The organism is Mesorhizobium sp. P3_A10 (assembly GCF_056403175.1).
On record NZ_JBFUFZ010000001.1, the window covers coordinates 1,019,635 to 1,034,602 of the forward strand.

Here is a 14,968-nt window from a genome sequence, read left to right on the forward strand (position 1 = left end):
CCTGGCGATGTGCCATGAGCTGTGGAAACGGCAGCCACCAAACAGACTTTTCAAACCTGTTGCGCAGCCGTTCAATCGCCGCTATGGATTTCGCCATGAACATGCGCTCGATCAAGACCATTTGGTGGTGGGCTCGCTGACAGCGGCCTGTTCGAACGCGTGCGCGTGAAAATAGAAGGTGGCCGCAACGGAATGTCCGGGCGGCCATTTGTTTTTTCAAGCCATTCCCGGGTCCGTTGCCCCAAAGACGCTGATGGAGACGGCAATGACGATGAAAATTCTGGAGAACGGGGCGGAAAGCTTCGTCACCGCGGGTGGCGTCACCATCACCCGCGAGCGCCACGATCGGCCCTATGAGGGCGCGATCGACGCCTATGTCGACGGGCTGAATTCGCGCCGCGGCGCGGTGTTTTCCTCGAATTATGAATATCCCGGCCGCTACACGCGCTGGGACACCGCCATCATCGACCCGCCGCTGGTGATCTCGGCCCGTGGCCGCGCCATGCGCATCGAAGCGCTGAACAGCCGCGGCGAAGTGCTGTTGCCGGTGATCGGCGCCGCACTTTCCGGCCTTGCCGAAGTGACGATCGCCGAGACATCGAAAAAACTGATCCGCCTCGAAATCGCCAAACCCGGCCGAGTCTTCACCGAGGAAGAACGCAGCCGCGTCCCCTCGGTGTTTACGGTGCTGCGCGCCATCACCGCATTGTTCAAGACCGAGGAAGACGCCAATCTCGGCCTTTACGGCGCCTTCGGCTACGACCTCGCCTTCCAGTTCGATCCGGTCGACTACAAGCTGGAGCGCAAGCAGAGCCGGCGCGATCTCGTGCTGTTCCTGCCCGACGAGATCCTGGTCGTCGACCACTATTCGACCAAGGCCTGGACCGACCGCTACGACTATTCCGGCGATGGTTTCTCGACCGAAAACCTGCCGCGCGACGAAATCGTCGAGCCGTTCCAGACCGCCGACCGCATCCCGCCGCGCGGCGACCATGAGCCCGGCGAATATGCCAATCTGGTGCGCAAGGCGATGGACAGTTTCAAGCGCGGCGACCTGTTCGAGGTGGTGCCCGGCCAGATGTTCTACGAGCGCTGCGAGACGCAGCCCTCGGAGATTTCGCGCAAGCTGAAGACCATCAACCCCTCGCCCTATTCGTTTTTCATCAATCTGGGCGAAGGCGAATACCTGATCGGCGCCTCACCCGAAATGTTCGTGCGCGTCAACGGCCGCCGCGTCGAGACCTGCCCCATTTCAGGCACCATCAAGCGCGGCGACGACGCCATTTCCGATAGTGAGCAGATCCTGAAGTTGCTCAATTCGAAGAAGGACGAGTCCGAGCTGACCATGTGCTCGGACGTCGACCGCAACGACAAATCCAGGGTCTGCGAGCCGGGCTCGGTGCGCGTCATCGGCCGCCGCCAGATCGAAATGTATTCGCGCCTGATCCACACCGTCGACCACATCGAGGGACGGCTGCGCGAAGGCATGGACGCCTTCGACGCCTTCCTGTCGCATGCCTGGGCGGTCACCGTCACCGGGGCGCCGAAACTCTGGGCCATGCGCTTCATCGAACAGAACGAGAAGAGCCCGCGCGCCTGGTATGGCGGGGCGATCGGCATGGTCAACTTCAACGGTGACATGAACACCGGCCTGACCTTGCGCACCATCCGCATCAAGGACGGCATCGCCGAGGTGCGCGCCGGCGCCACATTGCTCTTCGACAGCATTCCCGAGGAAGAAGAAGCCGAAACCGAATTGAAGGCATCCGCCATGCTCTCCGCCATCCGCGACGCCAAGTCAGGCAATGCCGCCGGCACCGAACGCACCACCGCGCGCGTTGGCGACGGCGTCAACATCCTGCTGGTCGACCACGAGGACTCCTTCGTCCACACGCTGGCCAACTATTTCCGCCAAACCGGCGCCAATGTCTCGACCGTGCGCACGCCGGTGCCGGAAGAAGTGTTTGACCGGCTGAAGCCCGACCTGGTCGTGCTGTCGCCCGGCCCGGGCACGCCTAAGGACTTCGATTGCGCCGCCACCATCAAGAAGGCGCGTGCCCGCGACCTGCCGATCTTCGGCGTCTGCCTTGGCCTGCAGGCACTGGCTGAGGCGTATGGCGGTGAGCTCCGGCAGTTGCACGTGCCGATGCACGGCAAGCCGTCGCGCATCCGCGTGTCGAAACCCGGCATCATCTTCTCCGGCCTGCCCAAGGAAGTGACCGTCGGCCGCTACCACTCGATCTTTGCCGATCCGGTGCGGCTGCCCGACGATTTCATCGTCACCGCCGAGACCGAAGACGGTATCATCATGGCCTTCGAGCACCGCAAGGAGCCGATCGCCGCTGTGCAGTTCCATCCGGAATCGATCATGACGCTCGGCCACAATGCCGGCATGCGCATCATCGAGAACATCGTTGCGCATCTGCCGCGCAAGGCCAAGGAAAAGGCAGCCTAGCGACGATGGCCGCAACCGAAGACATGACGGCGATCGCGGCCAAAGCCGCTGCCAAGCGCAAGGTCGCAAGCCTTGCCTTCTGGTCGATCGTCATCGCCTTCCTGGTGATGGGTTTGAAGTTCTTTGCCTGGCGGATCACCGGCTCGGTCGCCCTCTATTCTGACGCCCTGGAATCCATCGTCAACGTCATCACCGCGACCGCCGCTCTCTGGGCGATCCGCATCAGCCACAAACCAGCCGACAGCGACCATCCGTTCGGCCATCACAAGGCCGAGTATTTTTCCGCCGTTCTGGAGGGCGTGCTGATCGTCGTCGCCGCGATGCTGATCATCGCCAAGGTGTGGCAGTCGCTGCCGAACCCGACATCGCTCGAACAGCCTTGGGAAGGTTTGGCGATCAATGCCGGCGCGGCTCTAGTCAACGCGGTCTGGGCTTTCGTGCTGATCCGCAACGGCCGCGCCGAACGATCGCCGGCGCTGGTTGCCGACGGCCAGCACATCATGACCGACGTGCTGACCTCGGTTGGGGTCATTATTGGCCTTGTCGGGGCGGTACTGACCGGCTGGCATATTCTCGACCCGCTGCTTGCGCTCCTCGTGGCGCTGAACATTCTCTACCAGGGCTGGAAGCTCACCGGAGAATCGCTGAGCGGCCTTATGGACCGCGCCGTCGACACCCAGGAACACATGCATATCCGCGACATCATCTCGGCCAACTGCAAGGGTGCGCTGGAGGTTCACGACCTGAAGACGCGCATTGCCGGCCGCGCCACTTTCATCGAGTTCCATCTGGTCGTCGATGCCGACATGACGGTCGGCGCCAGCCACGTCATCTGCGACCGCATCGAGGACGCGCTGAAGGCCGAAATCCCCTCGGTGCGCGTCACTATTCATGTCGAACCCGACGACGAGGCCAAGCTGCCCAAGGGCACGACGGCAGTGCCGTTCGCCTGAAACAGTTTGGCATGGCGTTGGAGATCGGCCGAGGCCTCTCAACTTCGTCATTCTAGGGCGAAGCAGGAGCGAAGCTCCGTCGCGGAGACCCTAGAATCCATGCCGTAGCTTCAGCCGAAGGGTGCGTCGGCACAGAATTATGCACCCTAGCGCCGCTCTAAAGTCGCGGCATGGATCCTATGGTCTGCGCCGCGTCGCTTCGCTCCTTGCTCCGCCATTGGATGACGAAGCGCCGGGCTTATGGTGAACAAGCCGATTGCGGCATCGGCTCCAGCCGGTAGACCTTGTCGTCGGAGTTGGTCTTGCCGTCGGCCGCCTTCGAACAGAGGTCGACGATGGCCAGGCTGCTGTTGGGGTTGGCCAGCATCATGGAGCCGTTGGCGCCGCGCTTGAGGTAGATTTCCTTTTGGCCGATATCGCAGGAAAAGTTGCTCATCTTCGCGCTCGCCGCGCAGCGCCACTGGTCCGCCTCACCCTGGCAGGAGTAGGTCTGCGTAACCTTGCCTGCCTTCTGCCGCGTGGTGACCGAAACGGCGATATCGGCGCCGTCGGGCCAGTTGGCGGCATCGCCGCCGGCGGCGAAGGACGCAAGTTCGACCGGGCCACGGAAAACCCGGATGGATTGCGTCACCTGGTCGGGATGCGAGCCTAGATGCGCGGCATCGTAGTCACGTCCGTAGCAAAAAGCCTGGTCCGACTTCAGCCGCTCGCGCAAAGGCGGACCGAGCGCCGGATCGATCGGATCGATGCGCGCGAACTCGGCCTGGCAGGTTGCCGCCGGCATCGGGTCGAGGCGGAAATTGTCGTCCTCCGAGCCAAGCGCCTGCCGGTCATATTCAGCCTCGCCGAGTTCGTCTTCCGACCCCGCGTCGAGATAAAGATCCTGAGAAACATCGGTGACGATCAGACGGCCTTTGTCGTCGAGCTTCAGTGACGCCATGGTGCGGTCGCAATCCATGCCGCAACGGATCGGACCGGTCTTGCCGTCCTCGGACTCGTGATTGCACCAGCCGCTGGCCCATTCCGGCGCCTTGGCGCCGCGCACGGTGGTGGCGATAAAGCCATTGTAGGACGAGTCGGAATTCGTGGCCGGCTCCTCGTTCGGACGGCTCACCGGGTCACGTCCATAGAGGAAGAATATTCGCGCCACCTTCTGCTTCGGATGCGCCTTGAGATGTGCAGCATCGTAGACCCGGCCGAAGCAGGCATCCTTGCCGTCCGGGCTCAGCTCGGTGAGCTTGAGGGCCTCGTCGGCAAGGGCCGAGCCGGCAAGCGCGCCGAACAGCGCGACGCCAAATCCGGCGCCGGCAGCAGTCTTCCATCTCCCGAACGCCATGTGACCCTCTCCCTCGCATCGACAGGACGTAACGTCGTTTTATGCTAGTATCATGGCCACAGCCACGCAATTTGCAGTGAGCGTCAAGCCGAGGAGGATGCGATGCGTCGACGCGATATGTTCCGCGCGGTTCTTGCCGGAACTGGAACGCTTTTTGGCTTGCGGGTGGCGCAGGCAGCAAGCACTGACACCGCCGGGGAAAGGCAAAAAGTCGCCTATCACCTCAGCGATGTCGACAAGGTCAATTTCGTGCTCGGCAACATCAAGAACCACTACGACGGCACCGGCGGCAATGTCGACATCGCGCTGGTCGTGCATGGTCCAGCCCTTGCCGCCTTCAAGTCGAAGGGCATATCGGCCGCGATTTCCGGGCGTTTCGCCGGCCTTGTCCAGGAAGGGCTTGAGCCGCATGCCTGCGGCAACACAATGAAAGGCATGGAGATCACCCTTGCCGACCTGCTCGACGGCTTCCACGCCGCCGACAAGGGCGGCGTCGTCAAACTCGCCGAACTGCAGGGCCAAGGCTATGTCTATCTCAGGCCCTGAGGCTTGAACATAAGGGGGGCAAGGGCCTACGAAGGGACGGGGAAAATCCCGGAGGAACAGCAGTGCCAGCCACCCCGATCGCTCTCAGCATACCCGATCTCGCCGGCAAGGCGGTGCTGGTCACCGGTGCCTCGACCGGCATTGGGGCAGCACTTGCGCTGGCCTACGCCGCGCAGAAAAGCCGCGTCGCGCTGCACTACAATTCGAGCCGCGAAGCCGCCGAGAAACTGGCCGGGACCATTCGCGATGCCGGTGGCGAGGTGTTCTTGACCCAGGGCGATTTCTCGGTGCCTGCCGATGTCGAGCGCGTCGTCGAGGAGAGCGCTGAGAAATTCGGCCGGCTCGATGGGCTGGTCAACAATGCCGGCGGCATGCTTGGCCGGGTGCCCTATGCCGAGCAGACTGAGGCGCACTACGACGCGGTCATGGACCTCAACGCCCGTTCGGTGCTGACCGCCTCGCGCAAGGCAATCCCGTGGCTGAAGAAGCAGGGCGGCTTCATCGTCAACACCTCGTCGATTGCCGCGCGCAACGGCGCCGGCGGCGGCGCCGGCCTGTATGGCTCGGCCAAGGCCTTCGTCTCCAACGTGACGCGCGGCATGGCCAAGGAGCTGATCGGCTTCGGTATCCGCGTCAACGCGGTGGCGCCGGGCACCATCGCGACACCGTTTCACGAGCGCTATTCCACCGGCGAGCAGATGAAGGGCATGGTCGCCACCATCCCGCAGGGGCGCGCCGGCACTGCGCAAGATTGCGTCGGCGCCTATCTGTTCCTCTCCTCCGATCTGCTCAGCGGCTACATCACCGGCCAAATAATCGAGGTGAATGGCGGCCAGTTGATGCCTTGAGCTGCGCACTGCATACTTGTGTCGCGTAACGCGGAGGACACGATGTACGGACTGATCGGCAAGATGCGCGCGGCGCGCGGCCAGCGCGATGCTGTCATGGCCCTGCTGCGCGAAAGCACCGGCGCCCTGCCGGGCTGCCTGAGCTACATCATCGCCACCGACCCGGCCGACGCCGACGCGATCTGGGTCACCGAAGTGTGGACCGACCAGGCAAGCCACAAGTCCTCGCTGCAGCTCCCCGAGGTCCAGGCGACGATCGCCAAGGCGCGCCCCTTCATCGCCGGCTTCGAGTTCCAGGTCGAGACCCATCCGGTCGGCGGCTTCGGCCTCACAGACGCCCAGACCGGCTGACGCCCGGAGGCTTTACTTCAAGGCTATCCTTCCGCCAAAAGCGGTTCGCATTCCTCTGCGATCGGTCTAAGACACGCGGATATGGACTCCTCGCCGCATCAACCAACTCTCGAACGCTTTGCGCGCATGCGCTCCTCGTTTCAGTGGCTGGTCCTGCTCATTGTCTCGCTGCTCTTCGCCGGCGCGCTCGAATTCGCCGCCCTGCCCGCGGCGCTGCTGATCGGCCCGATGCTGGCGGCGATCCTCGCCGGCACCAACGGCGCCACGGTGCGGGTGCCTCGCGTTCTGTTCGGCTCGGCGCAAGCCATCGTCGGCTGCCTTGTCGCCGCCTCGATCTCCGCCGACATCTTCCCGGTCTTCTACAAGGAATGGCCGCTGTTCCTCGGCGCGGTGGTGGCGACCGTCTCCGCCTCAAGCCTGCTCGGCTGGCTGATCAGCCGCTGGCGCATCTTGCCCGGCACCACGGCGGTCTGGGGCTCGTCGCCGGGTGCGGCCACCGCCATGGTGCTGATGGCCGGCGCCTTCGGCGCCGACCAGCGCCTCGTCGCCTTCATGCAGTATCTGCGCGTCATCTTCGTCTCGATGACGGCAGCCCTCGTCGCAAAAATGTGGGTCGACACCTCAGCCATCGAGGTCCCTGATATCGTCTGGTTTCCGCCGATCGAACTGGCCGCCTTTGCTGCAACACTTGGTGTCGCGCTCATCGGCGGCCTGCTTGGCAAGCTGCTCAGGCTGCCCTCGCCGTTCTTCCTCGGCACGTTCATTTTCGGCGCCATCGTCCATCTCGGTTTTGGCGTAGCCATGCAGTTGCCGCCATGGCTGCTGGCGGTCAGCTACGCATCAGTCGGCTGGTCGATCGGGCTCAACTTCACTCGACCTATCCTCCGCCATGCGACACGGGCGCTGCCGCAGATCGTCGGCTCGATCATCATCCTCATCGCCTTCTGCGGCGGTCTCGGCTTCATGATCAGCCACCTGCTCGGCATCGATCCGCTGACCGCTTATCTGGCGACCAGCCCCGGCGGCATGGACAGCGTCGCCATCATTGCCGCAGCCGCACAACACGTCGACATTTCCTTCGTGATGGCGCTGCAGTCGGCACGCTTCCTCGTCGTACTGCTGGTCGGGCCGAGCGTGGCGCGCCTGGTGGCGAGGGCGGTCAAGGAATAGTCCGCAGCGGGCAGGCGTTCCGCGGCATTATGGCTCGGCGGATCGTCAGGCGACCACGAGGCTCGCAGTGGGATCGGGCGCGGTCATTCGTCTGTGCCCCAAGGTGTGTTGAGATTCAGGTCAGGCCGAGTCGGAGTCGAAGACGGGCGCGAAGCGACCAAACTAGATGGTTTTCGAGAACCGGAGCGGAGCGTACTTGAAGTACGTGAGCACCAGAAGCGCAGGAAACCATCGTTTGCAGGCCGGCATCATATCAACGCACCTTAGTCCAGCCGGTGCATCAAGTCGTCGTCCAGCCAGCGGGCGAAGAAATAGACCAGCTGCTTGTGCCACCACGGCCAGTCATGGGCGACATCGCCGCCCCAATAGTCGACCCAGGCGGGGATCGACTTGTCGCGCAGGATTTGTTCCAGCTCATGCGTTTCGACCAGCATCCGCTCCTCCCACGCGCCCTGCCCGCAGCAGAAGATCAGCCTGAGCGCCTTCAGCCGGGCAAGCAGTTTCTGGTCGACGATGCCGGGCAGATAGTCGAGCGGCGAGTTGTAGAAAATGTCGCCGTCCAGCGCCTTGCCGAAGAAGTCGCGGGCGGAATAAACGCCCGACAGCGCGATAACGCCGCTGGCAAGTTCCGGAAAGCGGAAGACGAAATTCGACGAATGGTAGCCGCCCATCGAGCAGCCTGAGAACAGCGGCTTAAGCTCGCGTCCACCATTGGCGCCTGCGGCCGTGGACAAAAGTTCCGGCAGCGCCTCTTCGCGCACGTAACGGAAATAGGCCTCATGGCGGGCGATGCGGTGGGCGGTGTCCACATGCTTGTTGAAGAAGGATTCCGAATCGATGCCGTCGAGCGTGAACAGCTGGATGCGACCGGTGTCGATGAACTCGGCAAGGGCTGCCACCGCGCCGGAATCCTCGAACTGATAGAAGCGCCCCTGCGAGGTCGGGAACACCACCACCGGCCGGCCGGCATGGCCGTAGCGCTTGTATTCCATGTCGCGGCCGAGGTTGCGGCTGGACCCCTTGTGATAGGAGATGTCCATCACCTCACGCCTCTTCCGCATGGATATAGTCGACCGCCTGGCGCAGCGCCTTCGGATCCTTCGAGCGCATCTGATAGGCGTAATTTCCCATGGCGCGGCTGAAAACCTCTTCGATTGGCTGATGGTGGACGATCTTGTCGCCGTGCGCGGCTAGCACGTCCGCATGGCTGTGCAAATAGTGGAGGTGACGCTTGCGGCTAGCATAAGCGGTGAAATATTTGCCCGTATACGGCCCGCCTGTCGCGTCCTTCACCACCATGTCGGCCCATGCGGCGTAGACATCGATGTCGAACGTATAGTTGATGGCGTCGGTCATCCAGGCGCCGGGCGGCCGCATGTTGACCTCCAGCGCGATGGCCCGATTGTCTTTGGTCTCGAACAGTTCGATGTGGAAGAAGCGCTCGCGCACGTCGAATGCCTTCAGGATCTTCCTGCCGGCCTCTTCCACCACCGGGTTGATTTCGGGAAAGCAGGTGTAGCTCATGTGACGGTCCCGGTTGACCACCTCCATGACGCTCTGGTCGTAGCGGTGGCTGGCGGCCAGCACCACCTCGCCGTCGCGGTTGACCAGCCCGTCAAAGGTCACCACCAGCCCCTCGATGAACTGCTCCATAACGAAGCTGACATCCTCGGGCTTTTCCTTGAAAAACTGGTCGAGCTCTTTGGCGTTGGAGATCTTGTAGGTGTTCGAGGCGCCGGAGCCGGAATCCGGCTTCACCACCACCGGATAGCCGACGCGGCGGATGAAGGTCATGGCCCCGGTTCGGTCGGAGCATTTGCGCTGCGGAATGGTTTCGACGCCGCTCTTGCGGAAGAAGGCGCGCATGCGGCTCTTGCGCTTCAAATTCTTCACGAAATCGAGCTTGGTGCCATAGATGTTGAAGTCGGTGCGGATGTTGGCTTCTAGCTCCAGCCAGTGCTCGTTCAGCGATTCAAAGCGGTCGATGCGGCCCCATTTGTGGATGAAATGACCCATCGCCCGGAACACCGGGTCATAGTCCTCCATGTCGGCGATGCGATAATATTCCGAAAGCGCTGCCTTGAGTTTGCCGTCCAGAGCGTCGAAGGGCGCATCGCCGATGCCAAGCACGGTGGCGCCGGCTTTTTTCAGCCGGTCGCAGAAGTCGGCGCCGTTGCCGGGAAAATGCGGCGAGAAGAACACGAAATTCATAGGCAACGACCCCTCCGGCAGTGAGGCAATACGGCCCCGTCGACTGCCAAGTTTGGCGCATTTGCCGCGTATGGGGAAGAGCGCTCCGGGACAAGCGGCGGTGCAGCCACTTGCCTGTCCATAGCCGCTCCTGTATGAGAACCGCCATGAACACGCGCCACACCTCCGTCGCTTCCCGTCAGACCGGCATTGCCGGCCAGACCGTGCGCGCGCTTGCTTCGACCCTGCTTCTTCTCGGCCTTATCGGCGATCGCCGGGTTCGCTGAAGGAGCGCCCGGCGGTCGAACCGCCGCTCACGCGCACGCTCCTTGGCCAGTCTCAAAATTGGCAAGTCACATCAAGCGAACGAAAAATCTGGTAAGGCGCAGCTCGCCTCAATCCGTCTGAAGACCGATCCGCGAGCCGCCGGGAGAAACGACGATGAACGCACGAGAAGACATCCGTCCAAATGCCGGGGATGCAACAAAGGGCATGCCTGAGGCAGCCCGGGGCATGCCGGACGCCGCTCGCAAGTATCAGCCCTATCCGACCGTCGGCCTGACCGACCGCACCTGGCCTTCGAAGGTCATCGACAAGGCACCGATCTGGTGCTCGGTCGACCTGCGTGACGGCAACCAGGCGCTGATCGACCCGATGGGCCATGAGCGCAAGGCGCGCATGTTCGGCCTGCTGCTCGACATGGGCTTCAAGGAGATCGAGATCGGTTTCCCCTCGGCCTCGCAGACCGATTTCGATTTCGCCCGCTGGTGCATCGAAGAAGGCAATGTGCCCGCCGACGTCTCGTTGCAGGTGCTGGTGCAGTGCCGGCCCGAGCTGATCACCCGCACCTTCGAGGCGCTCAAGGGCGCCACCAACCCGATCGTCCATTTCTACAATTCGACCAGCGAATTGCAGCGCCGCGTCGTCTTCGACAAGGACGTCGCCGGCATCAAGCGCATCGCCACCGACGCCGCCAAGATGATCACCGACATGGCGGCCAAGGCCGGCGGCGGCTTTCGCTTCGAATATTCGCCGGAGAGCTTTACCGGCACCGAGCTCGAAGTCGCACTCGAAATCTGCAACGCCGTCACTGAGATCGTGAAGCCGACGGTGGACAACAAGCTGATCATCAATCTGCCGTCGACGGTCGAGATGTCGACGCCCAACATCTATGCCGACCGCATCGAATGGATGTGCCGCAACCTCGACAACCGCGACAAGCTGTTGATTTCATTGCATCCGCACAATGATCGCGGCACCGGCATCGCCACCACCGAACTCGGCCTGATGGCAGGCGCGGACCGCGTCGAAGGCACGCTGTTCGGCAATGGCGAGCGCACCGGCAATGTCGACATCGTCACGCTGGCGCTCAACATGTACACGCAAGGCGTCGACCCGGAACTTGATTGCTCCGACATCAACCGGATGAAGGACGTCTACGAATATTCGAACCAGTTGAAGATTCCCGAGCGCCATCCTTATGTCGGCGAGCTCGTCTACACCGCCTTTTCCGGCTCGCACCAGGATGCCATCAACAAGGGCATGAAGGCGCTGCGCAAGGCCAACACGCCGCACTGGGAAGTGCCCTATCTGCCGATCGACCCGGCCGATGTCGGTCGCAACTACGAGGCGATCATTCGCATTAACTCGCAGTCCGGCAAGGGCGGCATCGCCTATGTGTTGCAGGCCGACTATGGCCTCAACCTGCCGCGCAACCTGCAGATCGAATTCAGCCAGCATATCCAGGCGATCACCGACGCCGAGGGCAAGGAGGTGCCGGCAAAACGCATCTACGAGCACTTTCTCGAAACCTATGTCGACCAGCCCGGCGCGCGGCTGAAATTCCTCGACCACCACACCTATCCGGACACCGTGACCAAGGGCCGGCGCGTCGTCGAGGCGGTGATCCTCGACAAGGGCAAGGAGGTGACCATCACCGGCACCGGCACCGGCCCGATCGACGGCTTCGTTGATGCGCTGTCGCGCCATGTCGGCGTCGACATGTCGGTGCTCGACTATTCCGAGCATTCCATGCAGCGTGGCTCGAATGCGTCCGCCATCTCCTATGTCGAGATGGAATATCCCGGCGGCAAGCTGTTCGGCGCCGGCATCAACACCAACATCGTGGCCGCCTCGCTGGAAGCCGTGGTTTCGGCCGCCAACCGCATCCTCGGCCGTAAGGCCGGCTGATCTTTCGCGGCCGACATTTTTCCAATCTGCGCATGACCCCGACACCCGATCCGGTTTCCGGGTCATGCGTTAACCCATTGGGGAATATCCGGTGGGGTACGCGATCGCATAATACGTGCCCGCTTGTGCGGCGGTGCAGGCCCTATATGATTGTGCCTTAACCTGTGCCGACTTCGAGAGGATCGACACTTGCAGCATGCCACGCCTGCCGCCCCCGCAGTGCGCGAGACGTTGGAGCGACTGCTTGCCAGCGAAACGTTCGGGAGATCCGAACGCGCGCGGAAATTGTTGCGTTATCTGGTCGAGCGCGAGCAGGCCGGCGAAGCCGACAGGCTCAAGGGCTTTTCCATCGCCATGGACGTTTTCGGCAAGGACGGCGATTTCGATTCGTCGACCGATGCTGTGGTCAGGGTGCAGGCGGGCAGGCTGCGCGAGCTTCTGCAGCACTACTTCGCCAACGAAGGCGTAGCCGAGCCGGTTCGCATCGCTATTCCGCGCGGCGGCTATGTTCCATCCTATGAGCTCAACGCCATTCGCTTGCCAGCCGGGCAAGAGCCGGTGGAACAGGCGGCGGTAGCAGCGACCCTGTCCGGATTGCCTGAAGAGCCCGGTAGCGGCGCGCATCCTGCTTCATTGATCTCGTCGGCAGCTGTCAAGCCGGCACCTTCGTTGGCGCGCCATCTCCAGTTCTTCTGGGTCGCGATGGCGCTGGTTATCGCCATGCTGGGTGTGCTGATCCTTCGCCAGGGCAGCGGTGACCTGCTCACCAACAGTGACGCAGGCTCGGCGGTCGAGACCGCCGTGGCCACCGGCAGCATCGCATCGCCTCCGGTGGAGACCTTGCCCCTGGTCTATATCGCCGTGAAGGACAATGGCGCCGAAGCTGCCCGCGTTGCTGCATCGCTGCGCGCCGGCCTCGCCGGTTTTGACACCATCGACTTCATTGGGCGCGACGCCGACGGCACGCCCGACCCGGTCACCGACGCCACCAGCTTCGTGTTCGAGATTTCACCGGGACCAGCGGCGGGCGATGTCACGCTCGAACTTCAGAGCGTTGCCACCGGCCGCGTGTTGCTGTCACGCAGTTTGACACCCGCCAACAGCGCCCCCACTGCTGTCGAGGACAGCATCGCCAACATCTTGAGTTCGACCATTCCCGCCTCGGGCACCATCTACGCTTATATCGAGCAGAGCGGCATTGAGACCGGTCTCACCGAATGCCTGGTGCGCAACGACAAATACTATCTCGACCAGAGCGCCAAAACCCACGAGGCCGCCTATCGCTGTCTCGAAAACCTGGCCAACCGGGATGCGAAGTCGTCGCTGGTCTATTCTGAACTCGCCTCCCTGCATCTCGAGGCTGTCACTGATCACTACGCCTATCCGCCCGGCGCGACAGTGGAACAGGCGATGTCGTTCGCGCACCGCGCCGTGCAGATGGGACCGATGAGCCCCTATGCGCACCGCGCCTATGGCTACCTCTATTCGCGCCTCGGCAACTCGGAAGAGTCGATCCGCTGGATGCACAAGGCCTACAACCTCAACCCTTACGACCTCGGCATGGCCGCGGCCTACGGCTACGGACTGATTTTCGCTGGCAAATACGCCGAGGGAACGCCGATCCTCGCCCATGCCGTCGACATCTCCAGCGGCCACCCGACATGGTGGGATTTTGGGCTGTTTGTCGGCGAGTTCATGGTCGGCGATATGAACAAGGCCGCGCTGGCCAGCGAGGCTTTGCGGACGACGGCGACGAAATCGCATTATCTGGCGGCGCGCCTGATCGGCGCCAAAGCCGCCGGCCGCGATCAACTGGCGGGCAAACTGGTGGATGAGCTGGTCGCCAAATTTCCGAAATTCGCCGCCAATCCACGCGCGACTTTCGTCGACAGAAAATATCCCGCCGACCTGACCGACCGGCTGGTCGAGGCGCTGCGCGCCGCCGGGCTTGGCAATGCCAGCTAAGCTTTTCTAAGATCGCGAAAATTTTACTGGCCATCGATCTGGACTAGGAGCAATCCAGCCACAATCTGAAGTTCTGTGCCTGCCTGGTCCCCGCGACAATCCATAAATTTTCATGACCTCATCCCTTTACGCTGCCGAACGGGGCACCGGGCCGAAGACGATCGTCTTCCTGCATGGCTTCGGCGGGTGCCATGATGTCTGGCGTGAGGTGACTTCGGCACTGCCGCCCGGTATTCGGACGCTGGCCTATGATCTTCCAGGCCACGGACTGTCCCTCGATTATCCCGGCAGCGGTCCTGCCAAGACGGCTGCCCGGGCGGTTCTGGCAGATCTCACCGCACGCAAAACAAAAAGGGTGCATCTCGTCGGTCATTCGATGGGCGGGGCGGTGGCGACGCTGATGGCATTGATCGAGCCCGAAAAGATAGCTTCGCTGACGCTCCTTGCGCCGGGCGGCTTTGGCGCGGAGATCAACGGATCGCTGTTGCGCCGTTACGCCGCGGCTTCCGACAGGCGTGAAATTCGCGCATGCCTTGCCGCCATGTCCGGACCGCAAAGCCTGCCGCCAAAGCATCTGGTGGATGTCTTCGATGGGATGCGCCAGCGCCCGGATCAGTTGCAGAAACTTGTCGAGATCGCGGCCGCCATGACCAGGGATGATCGGCAGGGCGTCATCCCGCGCGAACAGCTCGACACGCTTGACATGCCGGTCATGCTGGTCTGGGGAACGGATGACCCGGTGCTGCCTTTCACCCAGGCTGATGACGTGCCGGTACATTTTCACCTGCACCATGTGCTGGAAGCCGGCCACATGCTGGTCGAGGAAGCGCCAGGGCTGATCGCCGAGGCTGTGCGCCGCAACATGAACCGCCGCAGCAGGCGCCCTCGTCCAAGGCTTGATGCAGCTGCGGGTTGACTCCCGCTGCCAACTCGCCAGTGCATTTTGCCGGCGGCTGTGTTAACT

Annotated in this window: 12 protein-coding genes; 9 read left to right on the top strand and 3 right to left on the bottom strand. The window is 62.7% G+C overall.

All coding sequences use genetic code 11. The features are described 5' to 3' along the window. Positions 1 to 265: 265 nt before the first annotated feature. Together AC1DXU_RS04930 and AC1DXU_RS04935 are read left to right on the top strand one after the other, a co-directional pair. Positions 266 to 2,455 (top strand): anthranilate synthase, encoded by a 2,190-nt coding sequence (locus tag AC1DXU_RS04930; protein WP_477365043.1) that lies wholly within the window; start codon positions 266 to 268, stop codon positions 2,453 to 2,455. A gap of 23 nt (positions 2,456 to 2,478) precedes the next feature. After that, the gene (locus AC1DXU_RS04935; RefSeq protein ID WP_477313691.1) at positions 2,479 to 3,408 is read left to right on the top strand and encodes a cation diffusion facilitator family transporter; all 930 of its coding nucleotides are present in this window, start codon (positions 2,479 to 2,481) and stop codon (positions 3,406 to 3,408) included. A 238-nt stretch (positions 3,409 to 3,646) separates the two neighbouring features. Here AC1DXU_RS04935 and AC1DXU_RS04940 read toward each other — a convergent pair whose 3' ends face one another. Further along, a complete protein-coding gene (locus AC1DXU_RS04940) occupies positions 3,647 to 4,744 on the bottom strand; it encodes a hypothetical protein (protein ID WP_477365046.1) in 1,098 nt (365 codons plus the stop codon). A gap of 102 nt (positions 4,745 to 4,846) precedes the next feature. Here AC1DXU_RS04940 and AC1DXU_RS04945 point away from each other — a divergent pair, with 102 nt between their 5' ends. From AC1DXU_RS04945 to AC1DXU_RS04960, 4 genes are all read left to right on the top strand, one after another. After that, on the top strand, positions 4,847 to 5,290 hold the full coding sequence (locus AC1DXU_RS04945; protein WP_477313052.1) for a DsrE family protein: 444 nt from the start codon (positions 4,847 to 4,849) through the stop codon (positions 5,288 to 5,290). Positions 5,291 to 5,352: 62 nt separating this feature from the next. Next, complete coding sequence (locus AC1DXU_RS04950; protein ID WP_477313054.1) at positions 5,353 to 6,138, top strand: SDR family NAD(P)-dependent oxidoreductase; 786 nt, start codon at positions 5,353 to 5,355, stop codon at positions 6,136 to 6,138. A gap of 42 nt (positions 6,139 to 6,180) precedes the next feature. After that, complete coding sequence (locus tag AC1DXU_RS04955; RefSeq protein ID WP_477313056.1) at positions 6,181 to 6,489, top strand: putative quinol monooxygenase; 309 nt, start codon at positions 6,181 to 6,183, stop codon at positions 6,487 to 6,489. Positions 6,490 to 6,570: 81 nt separating this feature from the next. Continuing rightward, positions 6,571 to 7,659 carry an AbrB family transcriptional regulator gene (locus AC1DXU_RS04960; protein ID WP_477365049.1) on the top strand — a complete coding sequence of 363 codons (1,089 nt, stop codon included), beginning with the start codon at positions 6,571 to 6,573 and terminating at the stop codon, positions 7,657 to 7,659. 263 nt (positions 7,660 to 7,922) lie between these two features. On the opposite strand, the gene AC1DXU_RS04965 is transcribed toward AC1DXU_RS04960, so the two are convergent. Next, positions 7,923 to 8,699: an esterase family protein gene (locus tag AC1DXU_RS04965; RefSeq protein WP_477366034.1), complete on the bottom strand. Its 777-nt coding sequence runs from the start codon at positions 8,697 to 8,699 to the stop codon at positions 7,923 to 7,925. Between the two features lie 4 nt (positions 8,700 to 8,703). After that, a complete protein-coding gene (locus AC1DXU_RS04970; protein WP_477366037.1) occupies positions 8,704 to 9,870 on the bottom strand; it encodes an ATP-grasp domain-containing protein in 1,167 nt (388 codons plus the stop codon). A 471-nt stretch (positions 9,871 to 10,341) separates the two neighbouring features. Here AC1DXU_RS04970 and leuA point away from each other — a divergent pair, with 471 nt between their 5' ends. The 3 genes from leuA (at position 10,342) to AC1DXU_RS04985 (ending at position 14,920) form a co-directional block, all read left to right on the top strand. Then, positions 10,342 to 12,039: a 2-isopropylmalate synthase gene (leuA, locus tag AC1DXU_RS04975; protein ID WP_477365052.1), complete on the top strand. Its 1,698-nt coding sequence runs from the start codon at positions 10,342 to 10,344 to the stop codon at positions 12,037 to 12,039. Between the two features lie 189 nt (positions 12,040 to 12,228). Beyond that, a complete protein-coding gene (locus tag AC1DXU_RS04980; RefSeq protein WP_477365054.1) occupies positions 12,229 to 14,004 on the top strand; it encodes a tetratricopeptide repeat protein in 1,776 nt (591 codons plus the stop codon). A 112-nt stretch (positions 14,005 to 14,116) separates the two neighbouring features. Further along, the gene (locus tag AC1DXU_RS04985; RefSeq protein WP_477365057.1) at positions 14,117 to 14,920 is read left to right on the top strand and encodes an alpha/beta fold hydrolase; all 804 of its coding nucleotides are present in this window, start codon (positions 14,117 to 14,119) and stop codon (positions 14,918 to 14,920) included. Positions 14,921 to 14,968: the final 48 nt, after the last annotated feature.

Bases quoted from the DNA above. Each gene is read 5' to 3' on its own strand.
- AC1DXU_RS04930 (WP_477365043.1), top strand. From the start codon at position 266: ATGACGATGAAAATTCTGGAGAACGGGGCGGAAAGCTTCGTCACCGCG.
- AC1DXU_RS04960 (WP_477365049.1), top strand. From the start codon at position 6,571: ATGGACTCCTCGCCGCATCAACCAACTCTCGAACGCTTTGCGCGCATG.
- AC1DXU_RS04940 (WP_477365046.1), bottom strand. From the start codon at position 4,744: ATGGCGTTCGGGAGATGGAAGACTGCTGCCGGCGCCGGATTTGGCGTC.
- AC1DXU_RS04945 (WP_477313052.1), top strand. From the start codon at position 4,847: ATGCGTCGACGCGATATGTTCCGCGCGGTTCTTGCCGGAACTGGAACG.
- AC1DXU_RS04970 (WP_477366037.1), bottom strand. From the start codon at position 9,870: ATGAATTTCGTGTTCTTCTCGCCGCATTTTCCCGGCAACGGCGCCGAC.
- AC1DXU_RS04955 (WP_477313056.1), top strand. From the start codon at position 6,181: ATGTACGGACTGATCGGCAAGATGCGCGCGGCGCGCGGCCAGCGCGAT.
- AC1DXU_RS04985 (WP_477365057.1), top strand. From the start codon at position 14,117: ATGACCTCATCCCTTTACGCTGCCGAACGGGGCACCGGGCCGAAGACG.
- AC1DXU_RS04935 (WP_477313691.1), top strand. From the start codon at position 2,479: ATGACGGCGATCGCGGCCAAAGCCGCTGCCAAGCGCAAGGTCGCAAGC.
- AC1DXU_RS04965 (WP_477366034.1), bottom strand. From the start codon at position 8,699: ATGGACATCTCCTATCACAAGGGGTCCAGCCGCAACCTCGGCCGCGAC.
- leuA (WP_477365052.1), top strand. From the start codon at position 10,342: ATGCCTGAGGCAGCCCGGGGCATGCCGGACGCCGCTCGCAAGTATCAG.